This is a genomic window from Collinsella sp. CLA-AA-H167 (genome assembly GCF_040095305.1).
In the GTDB taxonomy this organism is placed as follows: Bacteria; Actinomycetota; Coriobacteriia; order Coriobacteriales; family Coriobacteriaceae; genus Collinsella.
In genome coordinates this window covers 71,860-92,976 of record NZ_JBBNGA010000001.1, presented here as the reverse complement: position 1 = coordinate 92,976, position 21,117 = coordinate 71,860, and the positions used below count along the sequence as shown (strand labels likewise).

20 protein-coding genes and 1 riboswitch are annotated in these 21,117 nt (G+C 59.3%); of the genes, 8 read left to right on the top strand and 12 right to left on the bottom strand.

The window, feature by feature from the left end; all coding sequences use genetic code 11:
- Nucleotides 1-360 precede the first annotated feature (360 nt).
- The 4 genes from AAAT03_RS00465 to AAAT03_RS00450 all read left to right on the top strand — a co-directional run bounded on the left by AAAT03_RS00465 (nt 361) and on the right by AAAT03_RS00450 (nt 5,843).
- Nucleotides 361-2,163: a C69 family dipeptidase gene (locus tag AAAT03_RS00465; protein WP_349102339.1), complete on the top strand. Its 1,803-nt coding sequence runs from the start codon at nt 361-363 to the stop codon at nt 2,161-2,163.
- Nucleotides 2,164-2,567: 404 nt separating this feature from the next.
- Complete coding sequence (locus tag AAAT03_RS00460) at nt 2,568-3,140, top strand: hypothetical protein (protein ID WP_349102338.1); 573 nt, start codon at nt 2,568-2,570, stop codon at nt 3,138-3,140.
- Nucleotides 3,141-3,352: 212 nt separating this feature from the next.
- The gene (locus tag AAAT03_RS00455) at nt 3,353-5,104 is read left to right on the top strand and encodes an energy-coupling factor transporter ATPase (RefSeq protein ID WP_349102337.1); all 1,752 of its coding nucleotides are present in this window, start codon (nt 3,353-3,355) and stop codon (nt 5,102-5,104) included.
- Entirely contained in the window at nt 5,097-5,843 is a 747-nt protein-coding gene (locus tag AAAT03_RS00450) for an energy-coupling factor transporter transmembrane component T (RefSeq protein WP_349102336.1), read from the top strand. The genes AAAT03_RS00455 and AAAT03_RS00450 overlap by 8 nt, the downstream gene beginning before the upstream one ends.
- Before the next feature lie 125 nt (nt 5,844-5,968).
- On the opposite strand, the gene AAAT03_RS00445 is transcribed toward AAAT03_RS00450, so the two are convergent.
- Together AAAT03_RS00445 and AAAT03_RS00440 are read right to left on the bottom strand one after the other, a co-directional pair.
- On the bottom strand, nt 5,969-6,715 hold the full coding sequence (locus tag AAAT03_RS00445; protein ID WP_349102335.1) for an aspartate/glutamate racemase family protein: 747 nt from the start codon (nt 6,713-6,715) through the stop codon (nt 5,969-5,971).
- Between the two features lie 84 nt (nt 6,716-6,799).
- Entirely contained in the window at nt 6,800-8,056 is a 1,257-nt protein-coding gene (locus AAAT03_RS00440) for an ATP-grasp domain-containing protein (RefSeq protein ID WP_349102334.1), read from the bottom strand.
- A gap of 393 nt (nt 8,057-8,449) precedes the next feature.
- Between AAAT03_RS00440 and AAAT03_RS00435 the strand changes: the two genes are divergently transcribed.
- On the top strand, nt 8,450-9,583 hold the full coding sequence (locus AAAT03_RS00435; RefSeq protein WP_349102333.1) for a hypothetical protein: 1,134 nt from the start codon (nt 8,450-8,452) through the stop codon (nt 9,581-9,583).
- A 37-nt stretch (nt 9,584-9,620) separates the two neighbouring features.
- On the opposite strand, the gene AAAT03_RS00430 is transcribed toward AAAT03_RS00435, so the two are convergent.
- From AAAT03_RS00430 to AAAT03_RS00395, 8 genes are all read right to left on the bottom strand, one after another.
- Nucleotides 9,621-9,809, bottom strand: a complete 189-nt coding sequence (locus AAAT03_RS00430) for a hypothetical protein (protein WP_349102332.1) — start codon at nt 9,807-9,809, stop codon at nt 9,621-9,623.
- Nucleotides 9,810-9,848: 39 nt separating this feature from the next.
- A complete protein-coding gene (locus tag AAAT03_RS00425) occupies nt 9,849-11,000 on the bottom strand; it encodes a protein kinase (RefSeq protein WP_349102331.1) in 1,152 nt (383 codons plus the stop codon).
- 98 nt (nt 11,001-11,098) lie between these two features.
- On the bottom strand, nt 11,099-11,521 hold the full coding sequence (locus tag AAAT03_RS00420) for a helix-turn-helix domain-containing protein (protein WP_117773920.1): 423 nt from the start codon (nt 11,519-11,521) through the stop codon (nt 11,099-11,101).
- Between the two features lie 32 nt (nt 11,522-11,553).
- Nucleotides 11,554-11,997: an FxLYD domain-containing protein gene (locus tag AAAT03_RS00415; protein WP_117773919.1), complete on the bottom strand. Its 444-nt coding sequence runs from the start codon at nt 11,995-11,997 to the stop codon at nt 11,554-11,556.
- 164 nt (nt 11,998-12,161) lie between these two features.
- A complete protein-coding gene (locus tag AAAT03_RS00410; RefSeq protein WP_349102330.1) occupies nt 12,162-12,395 on the bottom strand; it encodes a hypothetical protein in 234 nt (77 codons plus the stop codon).
- A 114-nt stretch (nt 12,396-12,509) separates the two neighbouring features.
- Nucleotides 12,510-12,851 carry a HigA family addiction module antitoxin gene (locus AAAT03_RS00405; RefSeq protein ID WP_117770129.1) on the bottom strand — a complete coding sequence of 114 codons (342 nt, stop codon included), beginning with the start codon at nt 12,849-12,851 and terminating at the stop codon, nt 12,510-12,512.
- The gene (locus AAAT03_RS00400) at nt 12,823-13,104 is read right to left on the bottom strand and encodes a type II toxin-antitoxin system RelE/ParE family toxin (RefSeq protein WP_195232091.1); all 282 of its coding nucleotides are present in this window, start codon (nt 13,102-13,104) and stop codon (nt 12,823-12,825) included. The genes AAAT03_RS00405 and AAAT03_RS00400 overlap by 29 nt, the downstream gene beginning before the upstream one ends.
- Nucleotides 13,105-13,206: 102 nt before the next feature.
- Complete coding sequence (locus AAAT03_RS00395; RefSeq protein WP_349102329.1) at nt 13,207-14,394, bottom strand: N-acetyldiaminopimelate deacetylase; 1,188 nt, start codon at nt 14,392-14,394, stop codon at nt 13,207-13,209.
- Between the two features lie 144 nt (nt 14,395-14,538).
- Nucleotides 14,539-14,707, top strand: a riboswitch (Lysine riboswitch).
- A 65-nt stretch (nt 14,708-14,772) separates the two neighbouring features.
- Here AAAT03_RS00395 and dapA point away from each other — a divergent pair.
- The 3 genes from dapA to dapD are packed head-to-tail and all read left to right on the top strand — an operon-like array spanning nt 14,773 to nt 18,574.
- Nucleotides 14,773-17,082 (top strand): 4-hydroxy-tetrahydrodipicolinate synthase, encoded by a 2,310-nt coding sequence (gene dapA, locus AAAT03_RS00390; RefSeq protein WP_349102328.1) that lies wholly within the window; start codon nt 14,773-14,775, stop codon nt 17,080-17,082.
- Nucleotides 17,075-17,815 (top strand): 4-hydroxy-tetrahydrodipicolinate reductase, encoded by a 741-nt coding sequence (gene dapB, locus AAAT03_RS00385; protein WP_349102327.1) that lies wholly within the window; start codon nt 17,075-17,077, stop codon nt 17,813-17,815. Before dapA ends, dapB begins: the two co-directional genes overlap by 8 nt.
- A 39-nt stretch (nt 17,816-17,854) precedes the next feature.
- Nucleotides 17,855-18,574 carry a 2,3,4,5-tetrahydropyridine-2,6-dicarboxylate N-acetyltransferase gene (gene dapD / locus AAAT03_RS00380; RefSeq protein ID WP_349102326.1) on the top strand — a complete coding sequence of 240 codons (720 nt, stop codon included), beginning with the start codon at nt 17,855-17,857 and terminating at the stop codon, nt 18,572-18,574.
- A 243-nt stretch (nt 18,575-18,817) separates the two neighbouring features.
- Here the strand turns inward: dapD and AAAT03_RS00375 are convergent, their stop codons facing one another.
- Together AAAT03_RS00375 and AAAT03_RS00370 are read right to left on the bottom strand one after the other, a co-directional pair.
- A complete protein-coding gene (locus AAAT03_RS00375; protein ID WP_022094136.1) occupies nt 18,818-19,822 on the bottom strand; it encodes a nucleoid-associated protein in 1,005 nt (334 codons plus the stop codon).
- A gap of 111 nt (nt 19,823-19,933) precedes the next feature.
- On the bottom strand, nt 19,934-21,094 hold the full coding sequence (locus AAAT03_RS00370; RefSeq protein ID WP_349102325.1) for an Mbeg1-like protein: 1,161 nt from the start codon (nt 21,092-21,094) through the stop codon (nt 19,934-19,936).
- Nucleotides 21,095-21,117: the final 23 nt, after the last annotated feature.

Below are 21,117 nucleotides of genomic sequence, written 5' to 3'. Positions count from 1 at the left end.
GGCCATGCTCATCGGCTATGCGATTAACGTTATCCACCGCCGGAAGAAGTAATTCCACATTGGTATGATATTCATCCAATCATCGTCTCCCCCGTTGTTTATGCATTTGCCAAACAGCGGGGGATTTTTCTTTGCGCCCCGTGCAAGGTGCTTTATTCAGGTAGAGTAATTGCAGGGTGCCTTTATTTAAGTAAAGCTACATAATGAGTATTCTTATCCGTTCATCGCATATTTTAGGACGCTCATCGAGTATTTCATCGAAATAGATGAATACTCTTTAGACTTCCTATAGGCTAATAGATGTATTTATTAGCTGAGATTCCACATAGCTTTGCGGGGTCTCAACAGTTGGGAGGGATTATGAGGTTTACTCATCCTGTCAACACGCTCAAGAAGCTCGGCTGCGGCCTTGCGTTTGGAGCAGCGGCTATCATGGCCATGCCGACTTCGGCACTCGCCTGCACCCAGATCTACATGGGCAGCAAGCTGACGGCAGACGGCAACACGTACTACGGCCGTTCCGAGGACTTCGGTCCGCGCTACATCAAGCACTTTGGCATTGAGCCCGCACACAAGGACGGCAACGAGTACACCTCGGTCGAGTCCGGTTTTGAGTACAAGTCCAAGGGCGCAACCTACCGCTACACCTTCGTTCGCGACAACCCCTCGCAGTGGGAAGATCGCTACGACGCATATTCCGAGGCAGGCATCAACGAGAAGGGCGTCTCCTGCTCTGCCACGTTGAGCACCTCCTATAACGAGAAGGCCGAAGAGGCCGACCCCATCACCGAGGAGACTGGCATTGGCGAATACAACTACGCCAGCGTCATTCTGGGCGAGAGTGCCACGGCCCGCGAGGGTGTCGAGCTCCTCGGCAGCCTGATTGACGAGCAGGGCGTCTGCTCCAACGACCAGATCATCATTGCCGACAACAACGAGACCTGGTTGTTTGCAGCGCTTTCCGGCCATCAGTGGATCGCCATGAGGCTCACTGACGATATCGCCTCGCTCAACCCCAACATCGGCAACCTCACCTATGACGTCGACCTCGACGACACCGAGAACTGCCTCCACTCCGAGGGCATCGAGTCTATGCCTAAGGAGAAGGGCTTTGCCGAGTACACCGACGGCAAGTTCGACGTCGCCAAGACCTACGGCGAGGAGATTGGCGAGGCCGGCATGCACCAGTGGTCGCGCTATATCCAGGGCCGCGATTACTTCATGGCTCCGCTTGCTGAGGGCACCGACTACGAGATCGTCAAGGACGAGCGCGAAGACGCTCGCGCGACGACCGGCGCCCTGGTCCACGAAATGCAGCCGCTGTTCTTTACGCCCGGCAAGTCCGACTGGAACACCTTTGAGATGATTCGTTCCTTCGCCGCTCGCGGCGAGAATGTCGCCGGCCTCAACGCCAACACCGACGGCGCGTATGCCATCGGCTCCAACCGCAACACCGAAATCCACACCTTCCAGATCCGTCACGGCATGGACCCCGAGATCGCGACCATCCAGTGGGAGATGCTCTCCAACGCCGAGTTCTCCGTCGCTATCCCCCTCTATTCCGCACTGCTCACCGAGGTCAGCCCCTACTTCAGCGATCAGGATGTCTCCTTCGATCACTGCGAAGAGGAAGACGTCGTGAACAACGAGGAGCCCAAGAACTCCATCAACTACGTCCTCATGGACATCAACACGCTCGCCTATGAGAACCGCGACCACTGCGCCACCGGCGTCCGCGCCTATCTCGACGCCCTGCAGAAGGAGCTCATCGAGCAGAACCTGACCGTCGACGAGGCCATGCAGGCCGAAGAAGGCACCGAAGCCCGCACCGCCCTGGCCAACAAGGCCGGCAAGGCTGCAACCAAGAACACCTATGTTAAGTGCAAGGCCATGCTCGAGGAGATGCGCGACTACCTCCAGGAGGGCGATTTCTCCGAGGAGTTCGTCCCGAGTGACTACGATGCTGACAACGACTGCCTGGCCGAGTCCATCACCTACGCCGACGAGGCCCTTTCCGATGAGGACGTGGCCGAGCCCGAGGCCGAAGAGGAAGAGGTCACCGAGGAGAAGTCCGAGGGCAACAACATGGCCGCCATGGCCGTTGGCGCCGTCGTCATCATCGGTGTCTGCGCCTACGTGATCTATCGTCGCAAGAAGGCCTAAGACCCTCACGTTCTAAAGGAGGGCGAGACAGCGTGAGCGGCCTTGCCCTCCTAGCCCGTCATCTGACCGGCGGGAAACGCCGCTGAAATCTTTTCAAAAAAGATTTCCCTGCACATATATCGCTGTGCTATAGTGCAGCGCAACAGCAATCAGGTGCTACCGAGCCACGGCATCACGAAAGGAGCCACCAACATGAAGAACTCGATGACGTCTCTCAACAACTGGTGGTGGCGTGATGCGAATACGATCGGTCGACGGTGAGTCCCTCACGCCTGTTTTTGCGCTCTAGGTGATTGGAAGGCCTCCGGTTTCGACCGGGGGCCTTTTTCTATCTCGAGCCCGATCGCATTCGCATCACGCGCCTCCGTTTTTCTTGCACTCCCCTTTTTGAAAGGACTTTCACCATGTCTCAGAACACCACCGCCGCCCAGCCCCGTACCGTCCAGACCGCCGACCGCGGTAAGCTCGATATCCGTGCCCTTGTCCTGCTCGCCATCCTGCTTGCCGCCGGCTTCATCCTCAACTTCACCGTCGGCAAGGCTATCTCCAGCATCTCGGGCGGCATGATTAGCCCCGAGTTCATCATCTCGGCCTTCTGCCTCACCATTCTGGTCATTCGCCCCAACATTGGTCAGGCGCTCGTCATCGGCCTCATCTCGGCCGCCGTGATCCAGATCACCACCACCTCGCCGTTTGTCGATTTTGCCGCCGAGGGCATCGCCGCCATGCTTATGGCCGTCATCGTCAACGCCGCCGCCAAGGGCGGCCAGGTTAAGCCTGCCGTCGCCATCATCGCAACGTTCGTGACCACCTTTGTCTCGGGCGTCATCTTTATGGTCATCAAGATGGCCATGCTCGGCGTGGTGGGCGAGCTCGCCGCAGCCATGCTGCCCGTTGTCGCCATGACCGCCGTCTTTAACGCCATCCTGGTCGGCGCCCTCTACCTGCCCATCCAGAAGGCCCTTAGGCTCAACTAACCCGCTCGGCTTTACGAGCCACCCCATCTTGGCGTTCATTCGTCGCTCGCGTACCCAAGTACGCTTCGCTCCCCTTTCGCGCCAACCTGGGGCCCCTCGTAAAGCCGTCTCCGCACTCCACCAACAAAGACTGTCCCAGACAACTAGCTCTTGGGGACGTTCTTAAACGACTAGTCATGTAAGAACGTCCCCAATGACTCTGAAAGGTATCCATGGAAACGATCATCAACGTCGACGATGTCTCGTTCTCCTATGGCACGCAGACCGAGCAGGCGCTCAGCCACATCTCACTCAGCGTGAACAAGGGAGATTTCATCGGCATCATCGGGCCCTCGGGCGCCGGCAAGTCCACGCTTGCTGCCTGCCTGTCGGGCGCCGTGCCCCACCACTACACCGGCACGTTCTTTGGGTCCGTCATGGTTGACGGCCACGACACCTGCGAGGTCTCGTTGACCGACGTGTCGCAAATCGTCGGCAGCGTGCTGCAGGATATCGACACGCAGATGGTCGCCTCGGTCGTCGAGGACGAGATACTCTTTGGCCTCGAGAACTTTGGCGTTCCCCACGACCAGATCGAGCAGCGCGTGAGCGAAACGCTCGAGACCGTCGGCATCAGCGACCTGCGCGACCGCGAGATCGCCACCCTCTCGGGCGGACAGAAGCAAAAGGTAGCCATCGCCGCCATCCTCGCCATGCGTCCGCGCGTTTTGGTTCTCGACGAGCCCACCGCGGCACTCGACCCCGCCAGCTCCACGTTGGTCTTCGAGACGCTGCGTGAGGCAAACCGCGCACTTGGAATTACCATCGTCGTCGTTGAGCAAAAGGTCGCCCTGCTCTCGGAGTACTGCAACCGCGTGCTCGTGCTCAACCATGGCGAAATCGCGCTGCAGGGCGAGCCACACGAGGTTTTCGGGCATACCGACGAGCTCCGTGCCATCGGCGTCGACTGCCCTCGCGTCACGCGTATCTTCAATAGCCTCGAGGCCGATGGCCTGGTAAGCGGTACCCCTTGCTTGGATGTCGATGAGGCCGAGCGCCTGATTTCGGGCATTGTCGACCCCGCACACGCGGCCAGCGAAGCCCAGGCGCCCGCCGGCTCCCCGCATGCACCGTCGTTGCGCCCGCACGCCAAGGACGCCGAGCCCGTGCTCACCTTCGATCACGTTGAGTTTGCCTATCCCAATGGCGGCGCCGCCGTACACGACCTCAACCTGACCCTCTATCCCGGCGAGCTCGTGGGCATCGTCGGCCAGAACGGTGCCGGCAAGACCACGCTCACCAAGCTGCTCACAGGCCTGCTTAAGCCCGCCTCGGGCAGCGTGCGCGTTACGGGGCTGGACACCGCAGCCGTTCCCACGAGCCGCATCGCCCGCGAAGTCGCAACCCTCTTCCAAAACCCCGACCGCCAGATCTGCAAGGATACCGTACTCGACGAGGTCGCTTTTGGCCTGGAGCTTGCCGGCATCGACCGTGCCGAGGCTCTGCGTCGCGCTCGACTCGTTATCGACCGCTTTGGCCTGCCTGCCGATGAGGCACCTTTCTCGCTTTCGCGCGGCCAGCGACAAATGGTGGCGCTTGCCTCCGTCGTAGTTGTTGAGCCCAAGATCGTCGTGCTCGACGAGCCCACGAGCGGCCTTGATTACCGCGAGTGCATGACCGTCATGGAAACCGTGCGCACCATGGCCGAGCGCGGCTGCGCCGTCATCATGGTCTGCCACGACATGGAAGTCGTATCCGACTTTGCCGAGCGCATCGTGGTGATGGCCGACGGCCGCATCCTCGAGCGCGGCCGCACGCACGAGCTGTTCTCGAACATCGAGCTCATGCAGCAAGCCTACGTTGAGCCACCTCAGGTCATAGAGCTTTCTCATCGTCTGGCATCCTCCGTCTCTCCCGTCTTTGCACAGGTGAGCGAGGTCACCGATATCGTTCGCATTACCGAGGAGATGGTCCACCGTGGTTAACGTCATCGACTATATGCCGGGCGACACACTGCTGCACCGCTTGAACCCGGTCGTCAAACTGGGCCTTGCCGCCGCCATCATCATCGGCATCTTCCTGTCCGACACCTACGTGGCGCTGTTGGGCTTTTTGGCACTCACCCTCGCACTGGGCGCCTATGCCGGTGTCGTCGACCGTCTGCTCTCGCTACTCAAGCTGCTGATTCCGCTCGCGCTTATCATGCTGGTGCTCCAGCTGGCCTTTATGCGCGACGGCAACATAGTGTGGGGCTTTATCACCGACACGGGCTTCATTACCGGATCGAAGGCCTGCCTACGCCTGTTGGGCGTGGCGCTGCCACTCATCCTCATGCTTATGGTGACCAAGCTCAACGACCTCGCCAACGCCTGCGTCGAGGTGCTGCACGTGCCATATCACTATGCCTTCACCTTTACCACGGCGCTACGCTTTGTGCCGGTGTTTGGTCAGGAGATGAACGCCATCATGGAAGCGCAGACCGCACGCGGCGTCGAGTACGACACCAAGAACCCCATCAAGAAGCTTAAGCTCATGCTGCCACTGTGCGTGCCACTGCTCATCTCGAGCGTGGGCAAGACCGATGCCACAGCCTTGGCGGCAGAACAGCGCGGCTTCTATCTGCGTACACGCGCCAGCTCGTACAAGCGCTACCCCATCAAGGTCCTGGACATCGCCGTGCTCATCGTCAGCATCGCCCTCATCGCCATCGGCTTCCTGTTCTAGTTCGTCACCGGCAGCAACCGCCCAACGCAAAAGGCCTCGGCTCGCACCAAACGAGCCGAGGCCTTTACTGTTTCACCAGATAAAACCTACCAAAATTAACCTGTCCCTTTTTGACAGGTCGGAAGCTAGAGGCGGTAGAGGGCGCCGCTGCGGATGATGGATTCGCGCACCAGGACATCCATGGCATCGAGGGTGATCTCGGGCATCTCTCGATACTTCTGCAGCACCGATAGCTCGGTGCAGGCCAGAATGACACGGTCGCAGCCGCTACGGGCGAACTCCCACATCACGCGGTCGAACTTATCCATATCGGGCTCACGTCCGGCCTTCACATCATCGTAGATAAGCGACATCACATCGTTCTGACGTTTCTCGCTGGGATAGACAACCTCAACACCCGCGGCCTCGCATTCGCGGCCGTAGACGCCCGCGCCCACGGTTCCGTCGGTGCCCATGATGCCAATCTTGCGCACCGGCTCGGCCGGCATACTCAGGTTGGGGTCGAACTCGCACTCCCCCATCACCGCACCCGCAAGGGCATAGCGCACCGACTCACGCGGCATGTGGATAATCGGCACCTTCGTAAACGACTGGATCTGGTCGTAGAAGTAGTGTGACGTGTTGCAGGGAATGGCAATGTGCACACAGCCCAGCGACTCGAGTGCCTGGGCACACTCTTTCATGGTCGCCAGCAGCTTGGCATGCTCGCCGGTCTTAATGGCAAGCGTGCGGTCGGGCATGGTCGACTTGGAGAGCACCACCATGTCGATATGTTCCTGATCGCAGGCAGCAGCCGTATGGCGCACCACCTGGTCGTAGTAATACGACGTGGCCTCGGCGCCCATGCCGCCGATAACTCCCAGCTTTTCCATCGCCGCCTCCTTGGTGACGCTTGCGCAATTGCGCGTATCATACCCGCACCCGCCCGATGTAAACCGGACGGGCGCCGCACTCATCTACTTGTAATACGTCTTGAACAGCTTAAAGTGGCGCAGCTTGGTGTGCCACATGCGCAGCCAGCGGTTAAAGACAAAGTCGCCCTTCATAAACGAAGGGTCGGCGCCCTTGCCTTCCTTGTCCAGGCGATGCACTTTAGCGCGCAGCTCGGAATCCTTGACGTACTTGTCGACGACGCCCATGGGGACGACCATCCACAGCGCCTCGTCCTGCGCCGTCACAAACTCCGGCTCAAACGGGCGGTTGAACACATACTCGTCCACCACATACTTGGCGACGTTAAAGCCGCTGTTGGTAACGTAGTAGTTGCTGCGACCTTGGCGCGTGTTGAAATCGAAGAACTTAAACGAGCCATCGCGCTCGTCATACTTGACGTCAAAGTTGGAATAGCCCGCAAAGTGAAGGTCCTCGAGCAGCTTGCGCACGCCACTCATAAGCTCATCATTGGGCTCGGTGATGATGCAGGCGTGATTACCGACGCCATGGGGCTGATGCTCCTCGAGCAGCACGTGACCCAGGCACATCATGCGAACCTTGCCGTTGCGATCAGAATAGCTGGTGAGCACGCGCATGTACTCGTCGTTGCCGGGCACGCGATCCTGCAAAATCAGGTCATCGGTGTAGCCACTGGCATAGGAATCGCGGATAACCTGCTCCAACTCGGCGCGGTCGGCAATCTCATAAGCCTTCTTCTGACCCTCGAACTCATGCTGCCACCACATGATGCCGTCGGAAGGCTTCAGAATCATCGGGTAGGGGAAGTCAATCTGGTCGAGCACTTCGGCAGGTGCCTCTCCTTGCGTGTTGAGCATCTGCGCAGTAAAGGTAAACGTATGCGGATAGGGCACACCGTGCTTCTCGCACAGCTCGTAGAAGATCTCCTTCTTCTGGCACTGCTCAAGCATGCTATAGGGCGCGTAAGGCGCAACGATGTTATCCGCCAGCTCGTTGGCATCCTTGGCCTGGGCCACCAGGGCAACATAGTTATCGCCGCAGCCCATCAGGACAATCGTCTTGTCGGCATGCGCCCGAGCGATACCGTTGACGGTCTTAAGCATCACGGGCATGGTGTCGATATCCACGTTAGGCGTGTAGTCGATAATCTGGCTGCGATACGCAGGGCCCGTCTGATACTTGCCAAAGACCAGGCTCTTGACCTGATACTCCTCGTAGAAGGCGCGCGCCACCGAATACGCGTTGATGTCGCCGCCGAGCAGCACGGGAATAAACTCGCGCTCTGTAAACTGCAATGCCATGGAAACTTCCTATCATGAACTGCCCACACGACGGGCGGTCTTTGTGCAACTGATTTATTCTAGCGTGCCGAGCCGCCGGCACCCAAAGCTCCACCGTATCTATGGCAATCGGCGTAATTATCCAGCATGAAGGCCAAGCTCACCGCGATGGGACCTTGTAGTTGCAAAACCCCACGTGAGGGCAACTTTTACAGCCAAAACCCTCACAAACAGGGTGCCGTAACGTTAAAGTTGAACTCTATGGTTTCTCAACAATTCACCATTCCCGCAGGTCAAGGCCAAAGCCTCAAGTTCAACTTGACCCTTTAGAACCTTTAAGGTTCAAGTTGAGGTCGAAAGCAGTAGTAGAATACACCTCGACCAATAACCTACGATTGATTGCAGAGGGACTGGATGCAGCATTCGAACCATCGCACCGCAGCGCTCATCGCGTCTAAGCCGGCTCGTATCATCACGAACGCCGCGCTCGCCGTCGCGCTGACGGCCACGCCGATGCTCTCCCCCGTCGCGGCCTATGCCGCCTCGCAGGCAACGCAGGATCAGCTTTCCGCCGCCCAGAAAAAAATCGAGGACGCTACGAGCGCCTACAACGACGCCCGTACCAAGCTCGAGGATCTGCAAAAGCAGATCGACTCCAATGAGGCGAACATCGATAAGATTGAGGCCGAGCTACCCGAGCAGCAGGCCAAGGCAGGCTCCGCCATGCGCGATCTGTATAAGTACCAGAAGGGCACCAGCCCCATCGTGAGCTTCCTGGTGAACACGCAGAGCTTGGGTGACTTTATCACCACCTGCAAATACACCAACCAGATTACGAGCTCGAGCGTCGACGAGATCGAAGAGCTTAACAAGATGCAGACCGAGCTCGAGCAGAACAAAACCGAGCTCGATCAGGCCAAGTCTCAGCTCGAGGGCGAGCAAAAGAATGCCGAGGACGCGCTGGCCCAGGCACAGCAGCTTCGCAACGAGGCGCAAGCGAAGGCCGAACAGGAAAATGCCGCCGAACTGGCTAAGCTCGAGGCCGACAAAGCCGCTGCTGCCGAGAAGCTCGCGGGCACCGGCGTGAGTGGCAATAACTCCAACAGTCAGGCCACCAACTCCAACACCACCATCGACACCACGGTGAACAACTCCAACAGCGGCAATTCCGATTACGACTCGTTCATTAACGAGTGGACGAGCCGCATCGACAACTACCTCGCCGGCTCCCCCATGGCGGGCCAGGGCTATAACTTTGCCGTCGCCGCCTGGAATACCGGCGTCGATCCCCGTTGGTCCCCCGCCATCGCCTGCATCGAGAGCAGCAAGGGCCTCTATTGCGCCGGCTCCTATAACGCCTGGGGCTGGAGTGCCCGCGGCGGTGGTTGGCGTAGCTTTGGCAGCTGGAGCGAGGGTGTCTCCGCCCACGTTGCCTACCTGGGCGCCAACTATGGCTCCACGCTTACCCCGGCAGCCGCCAAGAAGTACTGCCCGCCCACGTGGCAGGACTGGTATAACAAAGTCGCCGCTCAGATGAACCGCATCTAAGCGCAACTGCAAAGGGCCCCAATGGGGCCCTTTTCTTTTAGGTAGCGGAGGTATCGACGACGCCGGTCGCATTGGCAACCGCGACTATGACGATCATGCATAGGAGCAGCACACCCAATGCCTTGAGCCAGAGTTTCGCGAGTTTCTTGCCGCGATAGCTGTCGAGCAGTACGAATCGCCGACGAAGACGGCGCTTATCGAGCAGCGCAAAATGCATAAGCACCATAAGGCCATCGACAAAGAAAAAATACTCGATTATGAGAAGTCACGTCGGGTAGCTTTGGTTTGCTCCCGTGGGGTGAAAGACGGCAAAGTGACTTCCGGCAAAGAACACAAGTAGCGAGAAGCAGACAAGCGTATTCCAAATGCGCCCCAGAGACTCCGGAACGCGAGAGAGCAGACCGCATGCAACAGAGGCGGCAGGCCTAGGAAGCCCTGCGGGGTTCTGGAGCCCTTGGGGCGTCAACACCGTCTCCGAGTCTGGAGTACGGACGGGCGCAGGCGCAGGAGGCCGCACGGGGCGACTCAGATCGTATGCCGCGCGCGTAGCCCGTCCCAACGCTTCCGCACTCGCAAAACGCTTAGCCGGGTCGAGCGCCATCGACATGCAGATGACATCGGCAAGTGGAGTGGGAATGCCACGCGCCTCGCATTGCTCGCGCATGTCGAGCCCTGGTTTAGGGTCGATTCCCGTCAAGCAGAAGAACAACAGGGCGCCAAGTGCGTAGACGTCGCTGCGCACACTCGTCTGCCCAAACCCATACTGCTCGGGCGGCGCATAGGGTCGCGTGCCAAACTTGACGGTGTCGGCATCGGCGCCATCGCGCCATACGCGCGCGATCCCCAAGTCGATAATCACCAGCGATGAAAACGTCAGGCCCTCATCGAGCGTACGGCTCGCACCTGTCACGATGATATTCGATGGCTTGAGGTCGCGATGGATCACCGGCGCCGACGTCTCCCCCGCCATTGCAAAACCGGCGTGGAGCTCGCCCACGGCGTCGCAAAGGGCAGGATACAATTCACGTGCATAATCGGGGGTGGCTCCCAGACGGTCCACCAGCACCCCGAGCGTCTCTCCTTCGATATATTCCATAACCACGTTAAGCTCGTCGCCCACACGACGGCAATCGACGATTCTGGGCAGGTGCTCAAAACGCCCGCCCGCCCGCTGGGCGGCAAACAGACGCTCGTATGCCCCGCCGATTTGAGCCGAAGCATCGATGCGTTTACGGACAAAGGGGCCGAGCGAACCACCGCCGGTTCCTTCAAAGTACACGAGCTCAGTTGTTTCAACGGACGAGCGCTTAAGTACACGCTCCACGCGATAGCTGTCGTCGCGATCGAGCGACGCCAGGTGCTCGGCAAGCGCTGCGGTCAGCTCGTCATCGGGATATGTTGGGGTCTGAGCATCCATAGCCTCCATCATAGCGCAGGGCGCAGACACCCCATGGCATCCGCGCCCCGTTCGTTTGCATCGTTGTTCGGCAGCTCCGCCGGCTCAGATATCAGCCGCTAACTCACCGTCTCCTCGCCAAAGCGATACAGCTCCTCGTTGACCTTTTGGAGGCTGCACCCGCGATCGATGCAAAAGATGATAATCGCGTCACGGCGATCCTTGCAGTTGAGGACGCTCACCCCGGCAGCCGTCAGCGCACGGTTGGTCTCTTTGAGCGTCAGCGCCATCGCAAAGGCAATCTGCAGCACCTTATTGCGACTCGGGTGACGCGCACCAGTAAAGATCTGATAGCCAAAGGTCTCATTGAGATCGGCCATACGAACCACGCGAGAGCGCTCCAAGCCCTTTTCCTGCATCAGCTGCTTCAGGTAGTCCGAAAGCGACGGGGCGGCAAAGTCGTGCTCCCTGATATAGCCATCGATGTTCGGTGCATCGAGAAGCTCATTGAGCAACTCCTCAGTCAGCTTTTTATCGGGCATACGACTTCACCTCCCCCAGTGCATGCAACATGCTAGAAACCGCTTACGTCCGAACGCTCCCAGCTAGCAACCTGGTCGGGAGACACCGTACCCAGCGCCTCGAACTTCCAGGAGCCGCCCGCCTTCAGATGATTGGTGTTTGCAAGAGCCGTTCCAACCTGGTTGCCATCGGCATCATACAGAACATACTCAATCTGAATGTAGCTCTTTTCCTTGTCCGTGTTATTGGTCAGCGTGCCCGTGATCTTATAGGCAAACTGACTGGAGGTGTCTTCAGCCTCGTCAGCAATGGTATACGGTTCTTGCGGTTCTTTTTGCTCCTCAGCCTGCTGTGTCGCCTCGGCAGGTTTTGCCGAATCGCTCGCAGACGAATCGGTTGAATTGCCACCCATAGAGCCCACGGCACCGACGATAACCAGCACCACGATGACGCCTAGGACAATCTTGCCGATCGGCTTCTTTCCCTCTTTTGCCATTATTCATCCTTCCTACGATCCGGCTACCGCGCCGGCACACAGCACATCGTAGAAAGGATTGAACTTGAATTCATTAGCTGAGAGCTAAGGTTGCGGTAAACGGCCAATGCAGCTATCCAGACGCCGAGCAAACGCACTTTGCGTGACCGTCTGCTAGCAGCGCATCAACCCACCGTGACGGATTCCCCGGTAAAGGTGCTCACAAGCAACAGGATAAAGAAAACTAAATAGCTGATGCTCAATAGGTAGGCGACGACTAAAAAGATAGTCCATCCAACATTGGTCTTACCATCGGCACGACGTTGCTCGCGAGAACGGCACAGCCAGACCGTCACGCCAATGGCCACAATCAGCAACACGAGTGCCGCTGCTGCCACCCCGGCAAGCGCAAACATCACGCCAATGCTCACAGCAATAACCGGGAGCAGTAGCAAGCCACACCCGCATCCACCCGGGCTATATACGGCAGACTGTCGGCGTCGCCTCATCGTCGCCCCCATCATCTTTGAGCACTACAGTGCGATGGCCCGCTGAACAGGAACGATCTTATCGAGTTCCGGTTCGATCCGCCTTTTCTCGGCCTCAAGGTCAAACGCCACCTGAGCACGCAGCCAATAACCATCCGTCAGGCCAAAATAACGGCAAAGACGGAGGTCGGTGTCGGCCGTCACGCGACGTTTTCCCAAGACAATCTGCCCGATACGCTGAGCAGGAATCCCGGTCTCTTTCGCAAGGCGATATTGAGAAATGCCCATGGGAACAAGAAACTCCTCTTTGAGAAGCTCACCAGGAGTCACCGGCGACAGCAAATCGGCCGAAGTCTCATCACTTGTGATAATCGACGATTTCGACATTCCAAGCCATCTCCTGTCTCCACTCAAAACAGACCCGATAGCGCTCGTTAACACGGATGCTATATTGCCCGGCACGATCGCCCTTCAAAGCTTCCAGGCGGTTGCCCGGTGGAACGCGAAGATCATCAAGCGAAGCACAAACCTGCAGTTGGCGAATCTTCCTCAACGCAACACGCTCAAAGGGCACGAACCTCCTGACCCGCATACCCATGGCAAAGCGTTCGGTATCCTCATCTTTATACGATGCAATCATAGTATCGCCTTACGTTAGTAACGTCAAACGTTTCTATAGACTTACATCTCTATTATATCGTACGTTTGTTCGTGTTTTCTAGAACAAATACTCCTCCACGCCTTAGTCAAGCAAAAGCAATCGTTTGTAGACATCGAGGCCTTTGAGTAGGATTTCCTCGTCGAAGAGCATGCTATCGGTATGCAGAGCGCTTGTGGCATAGGCTGGGCAGCCATCAGCGTCGATCGGGTTTTCTTGTCCCTCTGGCACGCCCGTGCCCAGCAAGAAAAACACGCCCGGCAGATGGCGCTGATAGAACGCGAAATCCTCGGCGATTAGCAGCGGCTCGTCCGCAAGTTGCAGCTCGGACAAGGCAGGCGCAATGTGGGCGAACAGCTCGGGGTCGTTATCGACCGGTGGATAGCCCTCGGCAAAATTGAGATCGTACGTGCAGCCCGTTGCGGTGCACGCCTCATCGAGCACACGGCGTACGCCCTCGCGCGCACGGTCGAACATGGAGTCCGTAAACACACGCAGGCTGCCGGCAACATGAGCCTCCCCCGCCACCGCATTGCAGACGGTGCCAGCCTGCAGCAGGCCGAACTTACCAATGCAGGGCTCGTCGGCACCCAACTCGTCCATGAGCTCGCGCTCGGCAACCAAGAACTTGGCAGCCGCCAACGCCGCATCGTGCGACTCCTCGACCGGAACGCCATAAGTCTTAGCGATATGGATGCTCGTTCCGTGAATATGAATGTGCGTCTCACTCGAACGCGCCAGCAACGGACCGGAGCAGCTCGCCAACGTGTTCGCAGGCAGGTCGGGCCATACGTGGAACCCGAAGATGCGGTCCGCCCCGTAGCGCTCAAACACCCCACTCTCACAAACTGTCTTGGCGCCACCGATCGTTTCCTCGGCCGGCTGAAACACAAAGAGCACGTTGCGCTTAATGGCGCCCGGCCGCTCACAGATCGTACGGTCGACAAAGGTTGCCGCCGCAAGCGCCATGGCCATGTGTCCATCGTGGCCGCAAGCATGCATCTTGCCGGGATGGGTCGAAGCGAACGCTGCCCCCGTTGCCTCGGCAATGGGCAGCGCATCCATATCGGCGCGAATCGCCGTGGCATGCACGGCACCAACGCCAGCGTCGAAGAAAGCGCAGATGCAGCTGGGGCACGGATGGGTCACCTCGCAAGCGAGCGGCGCCAACACGCCCTCGATATAGGCGATAGTCTGCGGAAGATCGAAATCGAGCTCCGGAATGCGATGGAGATCGCGGCGATAGCGACGGAGTTCTTGGGGCTCGGTCATAGAGAATCCCTTCGTGAGGCACACCTGTTGCAACTTATTGTGATACAGGATTGTGGCACACATGTTTCCAGCATATCCCTGCATTTTTTAAACGTTATATACGAATACTCTTGTTTGGTAAAGTGCAACGTGGTAGGGTCGTTACCACTTGATAGAGGCGCGGGCACGAAGAGCCGCGGGCGAGCCGGCAGGCTTTGACCCCGCGGGGAGGCGAAACCCGCCGAACTGGGTTTTTCGGGCACGAACAGCCTGGTGGGCCTGCGGGAAACACCCGCAGGACTGTCTGCAGCAATGCGGGAGCGCTATCCGGACATTGGGTCCGCGCTATGCGGATTCGATGCGCAGGTAGCGCCGTCTGGATAGCGAGGTTTACGGGACATGTCATTGACTCCCAACGAGGCATATGCGGCCAAGCAGCCGTTTGTGGACAAGGAGACGCTCGAGCATATCGTCGAGCAGTTCCCCACGCCGTTTCATCTATACGACGAGGCGGGCATCCGCCGCAACATGCAAGAAGTGCGCGACGCCTTTGCATGGAACCCGGGCTTTAAGGAATACTTTGCCGTCAAGGCCAACCCCAACCCGGCGCTCATCTCCATTCTCAACGAATACGGCTGCGGCTGCGATTGCTCGAGCTATACCGAGCTCATGATCGCCCGCTCGCTGGGCATCACGGGACACGACATCATGTTCTCGTCCAACGACACGCCGGCGGCCGACTTTGAGCTCGCCGACAAGCTGGGCGCCATCGTCAACTTTGATGACATCAGCCACATTGAGTTCTTTGAGCGCGTTGCGGGGCCCATCCCCAAGACGGTCAGCTGCCGCTTTAATCCGGGTGGCCTGTTCCAGCTCTCCAATGGCATCATGGATAACCCCGGCGACTCCAAGTACGGCATGACCACCGAGCAGCTCTTCGAGGCCTTCCGCACGCTCAAGGCCAAGGGTGCCGAGGACTTTGGTATCCACGCATTCCTTGCCAGCAACACCGTCACCAACGACTACTACCCCAAGCTTGCGCGCATCCTCTTTGAGCTTGCCGTGCGCCTGGAGCGCGAGACCGGCGCACACGTCGCCTTCATCAATCTGTCCGGCGGCATCGGCATCCCCTATCTGCCCGAGCAGCAGGCCAACGACATTCACGCCATCGGCGAGGGGGTGCACGCGGCATACGACGAGATCCTGGTTCCCGCCGGCATGGGCGATGTGGCGATTTGCACCGAGATGGGTCGCTTTATGATGGGCCCCTACGGCTGCCTGGTGACCAAGGCCATCCACGAAAAGCAGATCTACAAGGACTATATCGGCGTGGACGCAAGCGCCGTCGACCTCATTCGTCCCGCTATGTATGGTGCCTACCACCACATTACGGTGATGGGACAGCCGGGTGGCGCCGACAAGACCGCAGCACCGGTCACGAACACGTATGACATCACGGGCAACTTGTGCGAGAACAACGATAAGTTCGCCATCGACCGCGAGCTACCGCAGATCGACATGGGTGACGTGCTCGTGGTCCACGATACCGGCGCGCACGGCTACTCCATGGGCTACAACTACAACGGACGCCTGCGCTCCGCCGAGGTATTGCTGCGCCCCGACGGATCGGCAGATCTCATTCGTCGCGCCGAGCGCCCGGGCGACTACTTTGCCACACTCGACGTGCTGCCGTGCGGCCGCGAGCTGCTGGCCAAGTCGCGCGCCGAGAGCGCCCGTCGCCGCGCCCAGGACGAACGCCTGGCCGTCGCCGCTCAATGGAACAAACGCATCCAGATCGCGGAAGCGAAGGAGAAGAACATGGATATCCGCAACCTCGAGGGCTCAATCGTCGCCCTTGTTACGCCGTTTAAAAAGGACGGCAGCGTCGACTTTGACGCGCTCGAGCGCCTTATCGATTTCCACCTGCAAAATGGCACCGACGCCATCCTCACCCTGGGCACCACCGGAGAGAGTGCCACGATGACCGACGACGAGGACAACTCCGTTGTCGCCGCAGTGGTCAAGCAGGTTGCGGGCCGAGTCCCCGTTATTGCCGGCTCGGGCTCTAACTCCACGCAGACCATGCTCACTAAGTCGCTCACTTACCAGGGCCTGGGCGCCGATGGTCTGCTGCTCATTACCCCCTACTACAACAAGTCTAACGAAGAGGGCATCTACCAGCACTTTAAGACCGTGGCCGATGCCGTGGACATCCCCTGCATTCTGTACAACATCCCCGGCCGCTGTGGCTGCGGCATCAGCGAGCGCAACGTAGAGCGCTTGGCCGCGCACCCCAACATCATGGGCATCAAGGAGGCCTCGGGCAACGTCGCCTACGCGGCCAAGATCGCCCACCTGCTGTCAGACGACTTCCGCATGTACTCGGGCGAGGATGCCCTCACCGTGCCGCTCATGAGCCTAGGCGCTTCGGGTACCATCAGCGTGTGGGCAGACGTTCAGCCGCAGCTCGTGCACGACATGTGCCGTGCCTATCTGGACGGCGACGTGGAGCGCGCCCGCGATATCCAGATTGCCGGTCAGCCGCTCATCAACGCCCTCTTTAGTGAGGTCAACCCCATCCCCGTCAAAGAGGCGCTCGCTCAGATGGGTATGATCGAGGCAAACTACCGTATGCCGCTGTGCCCCATGGCCAACGACACGCGCGCTGCACTTACCGATGCTTTGAAGGGAGCTGGTCTGCTTGATTAAGACCGTCATTATGGGAACGGGCCGCATGGGCTCGCTCATCCGCACTACCGCCGAGGGCATTGTCAACGCCGCTGGAGAGGCCGTTTTTGACATCGTCGCCCAGATCGGCTTCGACTTGTCCGAGCTCGAGAGTGCCCCGGCAGCCGACGTCATCATCGACTTCTCGAACGTCGTGACCTTCGACGCCGTCGTCTCCTATGTCGAGCGCACGGGCGCGGCGTTGGTCTCGGGCACCACAGGCTACACCCCCGAGCAGATGGACCGCCTGCGCGAGCTGGGCCAGAACACCCGCGTCATGCACTCCGGCAATTACTCCATCGGCATCGCGGCCCTGCGTCATCTGGTGGCCCAGGCCACGCGCGAGCTACCCGGCTTTGACTGCGAGATTGTCGAGACGCACCACAACCAAAAGGTCGACGCCCCCAGCGGCACCGCGAAGCTGCTGCTCGACGCCGTCGTTGAGGCCGAGCCCGAGGCAGGCTACCACCCCGTCTATGGCCGCGAGGGCATGTGCGGAGCGCGCGACCCCAAGGAGATCGGCATGCACTCGCTGCGCGGTGGCACCGTCGCCGGCGTGCACGAGGTGAGCTTCTTTGGCCAAGACGAGGAAGTCACGCTCACGCATCGCGCCACGAGCCGTCAGATCTTTGTCAACGGCGCCCTGGCAGCCGCCCAGAAGCTCGTCACCCGCGACCCCGGCTTCTACACCTTCGACAAGGTCATGTTTGCCTAACCAGGTATCAACCGTATCCACGCAAAGGAGAAACAGCATATGAGTAACGCAGCTGAGATGGATGCGCAGGAGATTATCAACTACATCGCCACCGCGCCCAAGAAAACGCCTGCCAAACTGTACGTGCGCGAAAAGCCGGGCATGAAGGTTGCCTGGGGCGATGCGCACGTCTACGGCGGCCGTCGTGGCAAAACCGTCTTTGGCGACTGGGAAGAGCTCAAGGCCATCCTCGATGCCAATGCCGACTCCATCGACTATTACGACGTCGAGAATGACTGCCGCAACTCCGCCGTCCCCATGCTCGACCTCAAGGGTATCAACGCCCGCATCGAGCCGGGCGCGATCATCCGCGACCGCGTCGAGATTGGCGACCGTGCCGTCATCATGATGGGCGCCATCATCAACATCGGCTCCGTTATCGGTGAGGGCTCCATGATCGACATGGGCGCCGTGCTGGGCGGCCGCGCCACAGTGGGCAAGAACTGCCACATCGGCGCTGGAACCGTGTTGGCAGGCGTCGTTGAACCCGCAAGCGCCACGCCCGTCATCATCGAGGACGATGTCATGATCGGCGCCAACGCCGTGGTCCTGGAAGGCGTGCACGTAGGCAAGGGCGCTGTCGTTGCCGCCGGCGCCGTGTGCGTCGAGGACGTCCCCGCTGGTGCCGTCGTGGCCGGTGTCCCCGCCCGCGTCATCAAGATGCGCGACGAGAAGACCGACAGCAAGACCGGCCTCGAGGAAGGCCTGCGCCAGCTGTAGGGTTGCGCGGGTTTACCAACCCGCGCAACAGCTCGACGCTGCAAACGCCCCAGAGCGGCAATCTGACGTTCAATCGTCGGGCATGACCAGAAGGTCAATGCCCTCCTCTTTCACGTCACCTTGCTCGCCTAGGGGCGTTTTCGCTGACGTATGCTCAGCCTGCGGCGCAATTCAATCCCATGCAAAAAGGCCGAAGCACCATCGGAGCTTCGGCCTTTGTTTTTTGCAGCGTCCAGGCGCAGTTTATCGATTCTCGATGCTGCCGATGTTTTTGAGCTCGATGGAGATGAGGCCGTTGGGTTCGTTGACGAACTCGATGTACTCGGAGTTCGAGCCCATCTCGGCCGGGAAGCTGATCTCAATACCCGTGTCGGTACGAATCTTGTGGTTGCGCACGGCCGCACGCTCGACCTGCTTGCGCTCCACGGGCACACGCTCGGGCACCTTCTCTTCGGTCAGCGCCGCACGTACGCTCTCCTTGATGACCGGTTCGTCCTCAAAGACCTCATCGACGATATCCCAGGGCGGCAGCTCCTCGTCATCCTCGACTTTCTCGGCGACGGCAGCCTTAACCTTGGCGAGCGCCACGGCCGTATTGGCACCGTGCTCCTCGGCGACTTCCTCGACCACACGCGTCACGGTGTCGATGACCTCCTTGCCTGATACGCCCGTGTCGCACTGCAGCAGGCCATCGGGGATAAGCATACGGTCCTCACCGGCAATCTTGCGCTTCTTGTCCACGTAACCGATCTCCATGGTGCTCGCACGCACGATGGCATAGCTCGGCACCTTTTGCGAGGGGTTCGGCAGAATGGCGTAGTGGCGCGCGATGTCGTTGCGCACCTCCCCCTCCTCGCGGCCCACTTCGTGCATAAAAGCCTGCTTGGAGCCCAGCAGCATCACGGCAAACCAGCGGGCATCCTCATCGTCGTCAAAATCGGCCACGAGCACGTCGGTTGACTCGGCTTTCTCGGCTTTGGTGAGCTCGGAGGAGATAAACTCCGCAATCTGCTGCGACAGGTCCACGAACTCGCGCTCGCCAAAGAAATAGCCCTTGAGCTCGCCGCCAAACGCAGAGTTCTCGGCAAACGTGGCGCGTTTATTGTCGGCCGAGGTACGTGCGCGGCGCAGATGCGTGGTCACGAAGTTGCGCACGGTACGGCTCTCGATATCGAGCTCGCGCTGGCTCATAACGTTGACGGCAGAGTCAAAGTCCAGGATATGCAGAATCGCGTGATTGATTTTCATATACGGCATTCCGTTCTAGATCGATTTCGGCACGAACCAGTATAGCGGTCGAGCCCGCCCCAGGCGCATCGAAGCTTGGTGCATCGGGGACAGGTTGCTTTGCACCAATGGTTAGCGCAGGAGCTCGGATTGCCAAGCCTCGAGCTGTTCTGCCAAACTCTTGCCGGCAGCGGGCATGTCGATCTGGGGTCGTTTGGGCAGCAGTGCGCATTTAAGGATTGCCACGATAGTCTGCGAGACAAAGCGTCGCGTATCCTCGTCAAAGCCTTGCGCAGCCTGGAGCATCACGGGCAGGCTCTCGCGCAGATTCCCGGCGATATCCGCAAACCGCTCAGCACCCGTAGCCTCAAACACGGAGAACAACGCATCTACAAAACGCTCGCGCTCGCTAGGCGACACTGCAAGCAGCATCTCGCGAATGGAGCCATCAACGTATCGAGCACCGGCGGACAGGCGCTCACAGTACACGAAGTCGCGACCATCAACCACCCAGCTAAAGGGATTGTGCTGCAGCAGGCTGAACTCGGTGCTCTCAACGATGGCATAGTCCTCCTGTGTCTCGAACATCATGCCAAAGATCGACGACCGAGGTAGCGTCTTGTCGATTCGACCGCAAAGATCGGCAAAGGCGTTGCCGTTCAGAAACTCCTCGACGAAGCCCGGACCATCATGGGAATACACCCGTTCGATTCGCTCGCGGGCGACATCGGAGCACATCGCCGCACCGTACACCGCAAGGTTTCCACCCTTGGAATGACCTCCGCACAAAAGCGGCCCGTCAATCGCATCCGCCGCCTCGTCCACATAACGTACCGCGGATTCCTGGGCCGGCACAGGACACCGAAACGCCATGTTAAAGTCCTCTTTCCAGCCCACAATCGTGCTGTCGGTCCCCCGGAAGGAAAGATAACTAAACCCCGCCGGAAACCGGAACGCCATGGCTGCAAACTGCTCTGTCGCTACCACATCGCTCACGGCACGATAGCCGCAAACGTGCACGCCACGGTAACGAGGGTTTGCTGCCACGGCCTCCAACAAGGCCCTGCTCCCCTCTGGATCCCACAAGTCGTCAATCATGTCCCGGTAGCACTCGGCACGCAGCAGTTCGCGTACGTCTAGGCCCTGCCAGTTCGTCAGCTCCGCCATATCACCCGGCAAACGCAAATAGGACAACCACGCAAAGACCAGGCTATCCACCGCGCAGAACGACCGCTCCTCAAACGGATCAAACACCGTCTGGGCATATGTCAAAAAATTAGGCGAATCCGACATGACGCTCCCATCAACTATGGTGC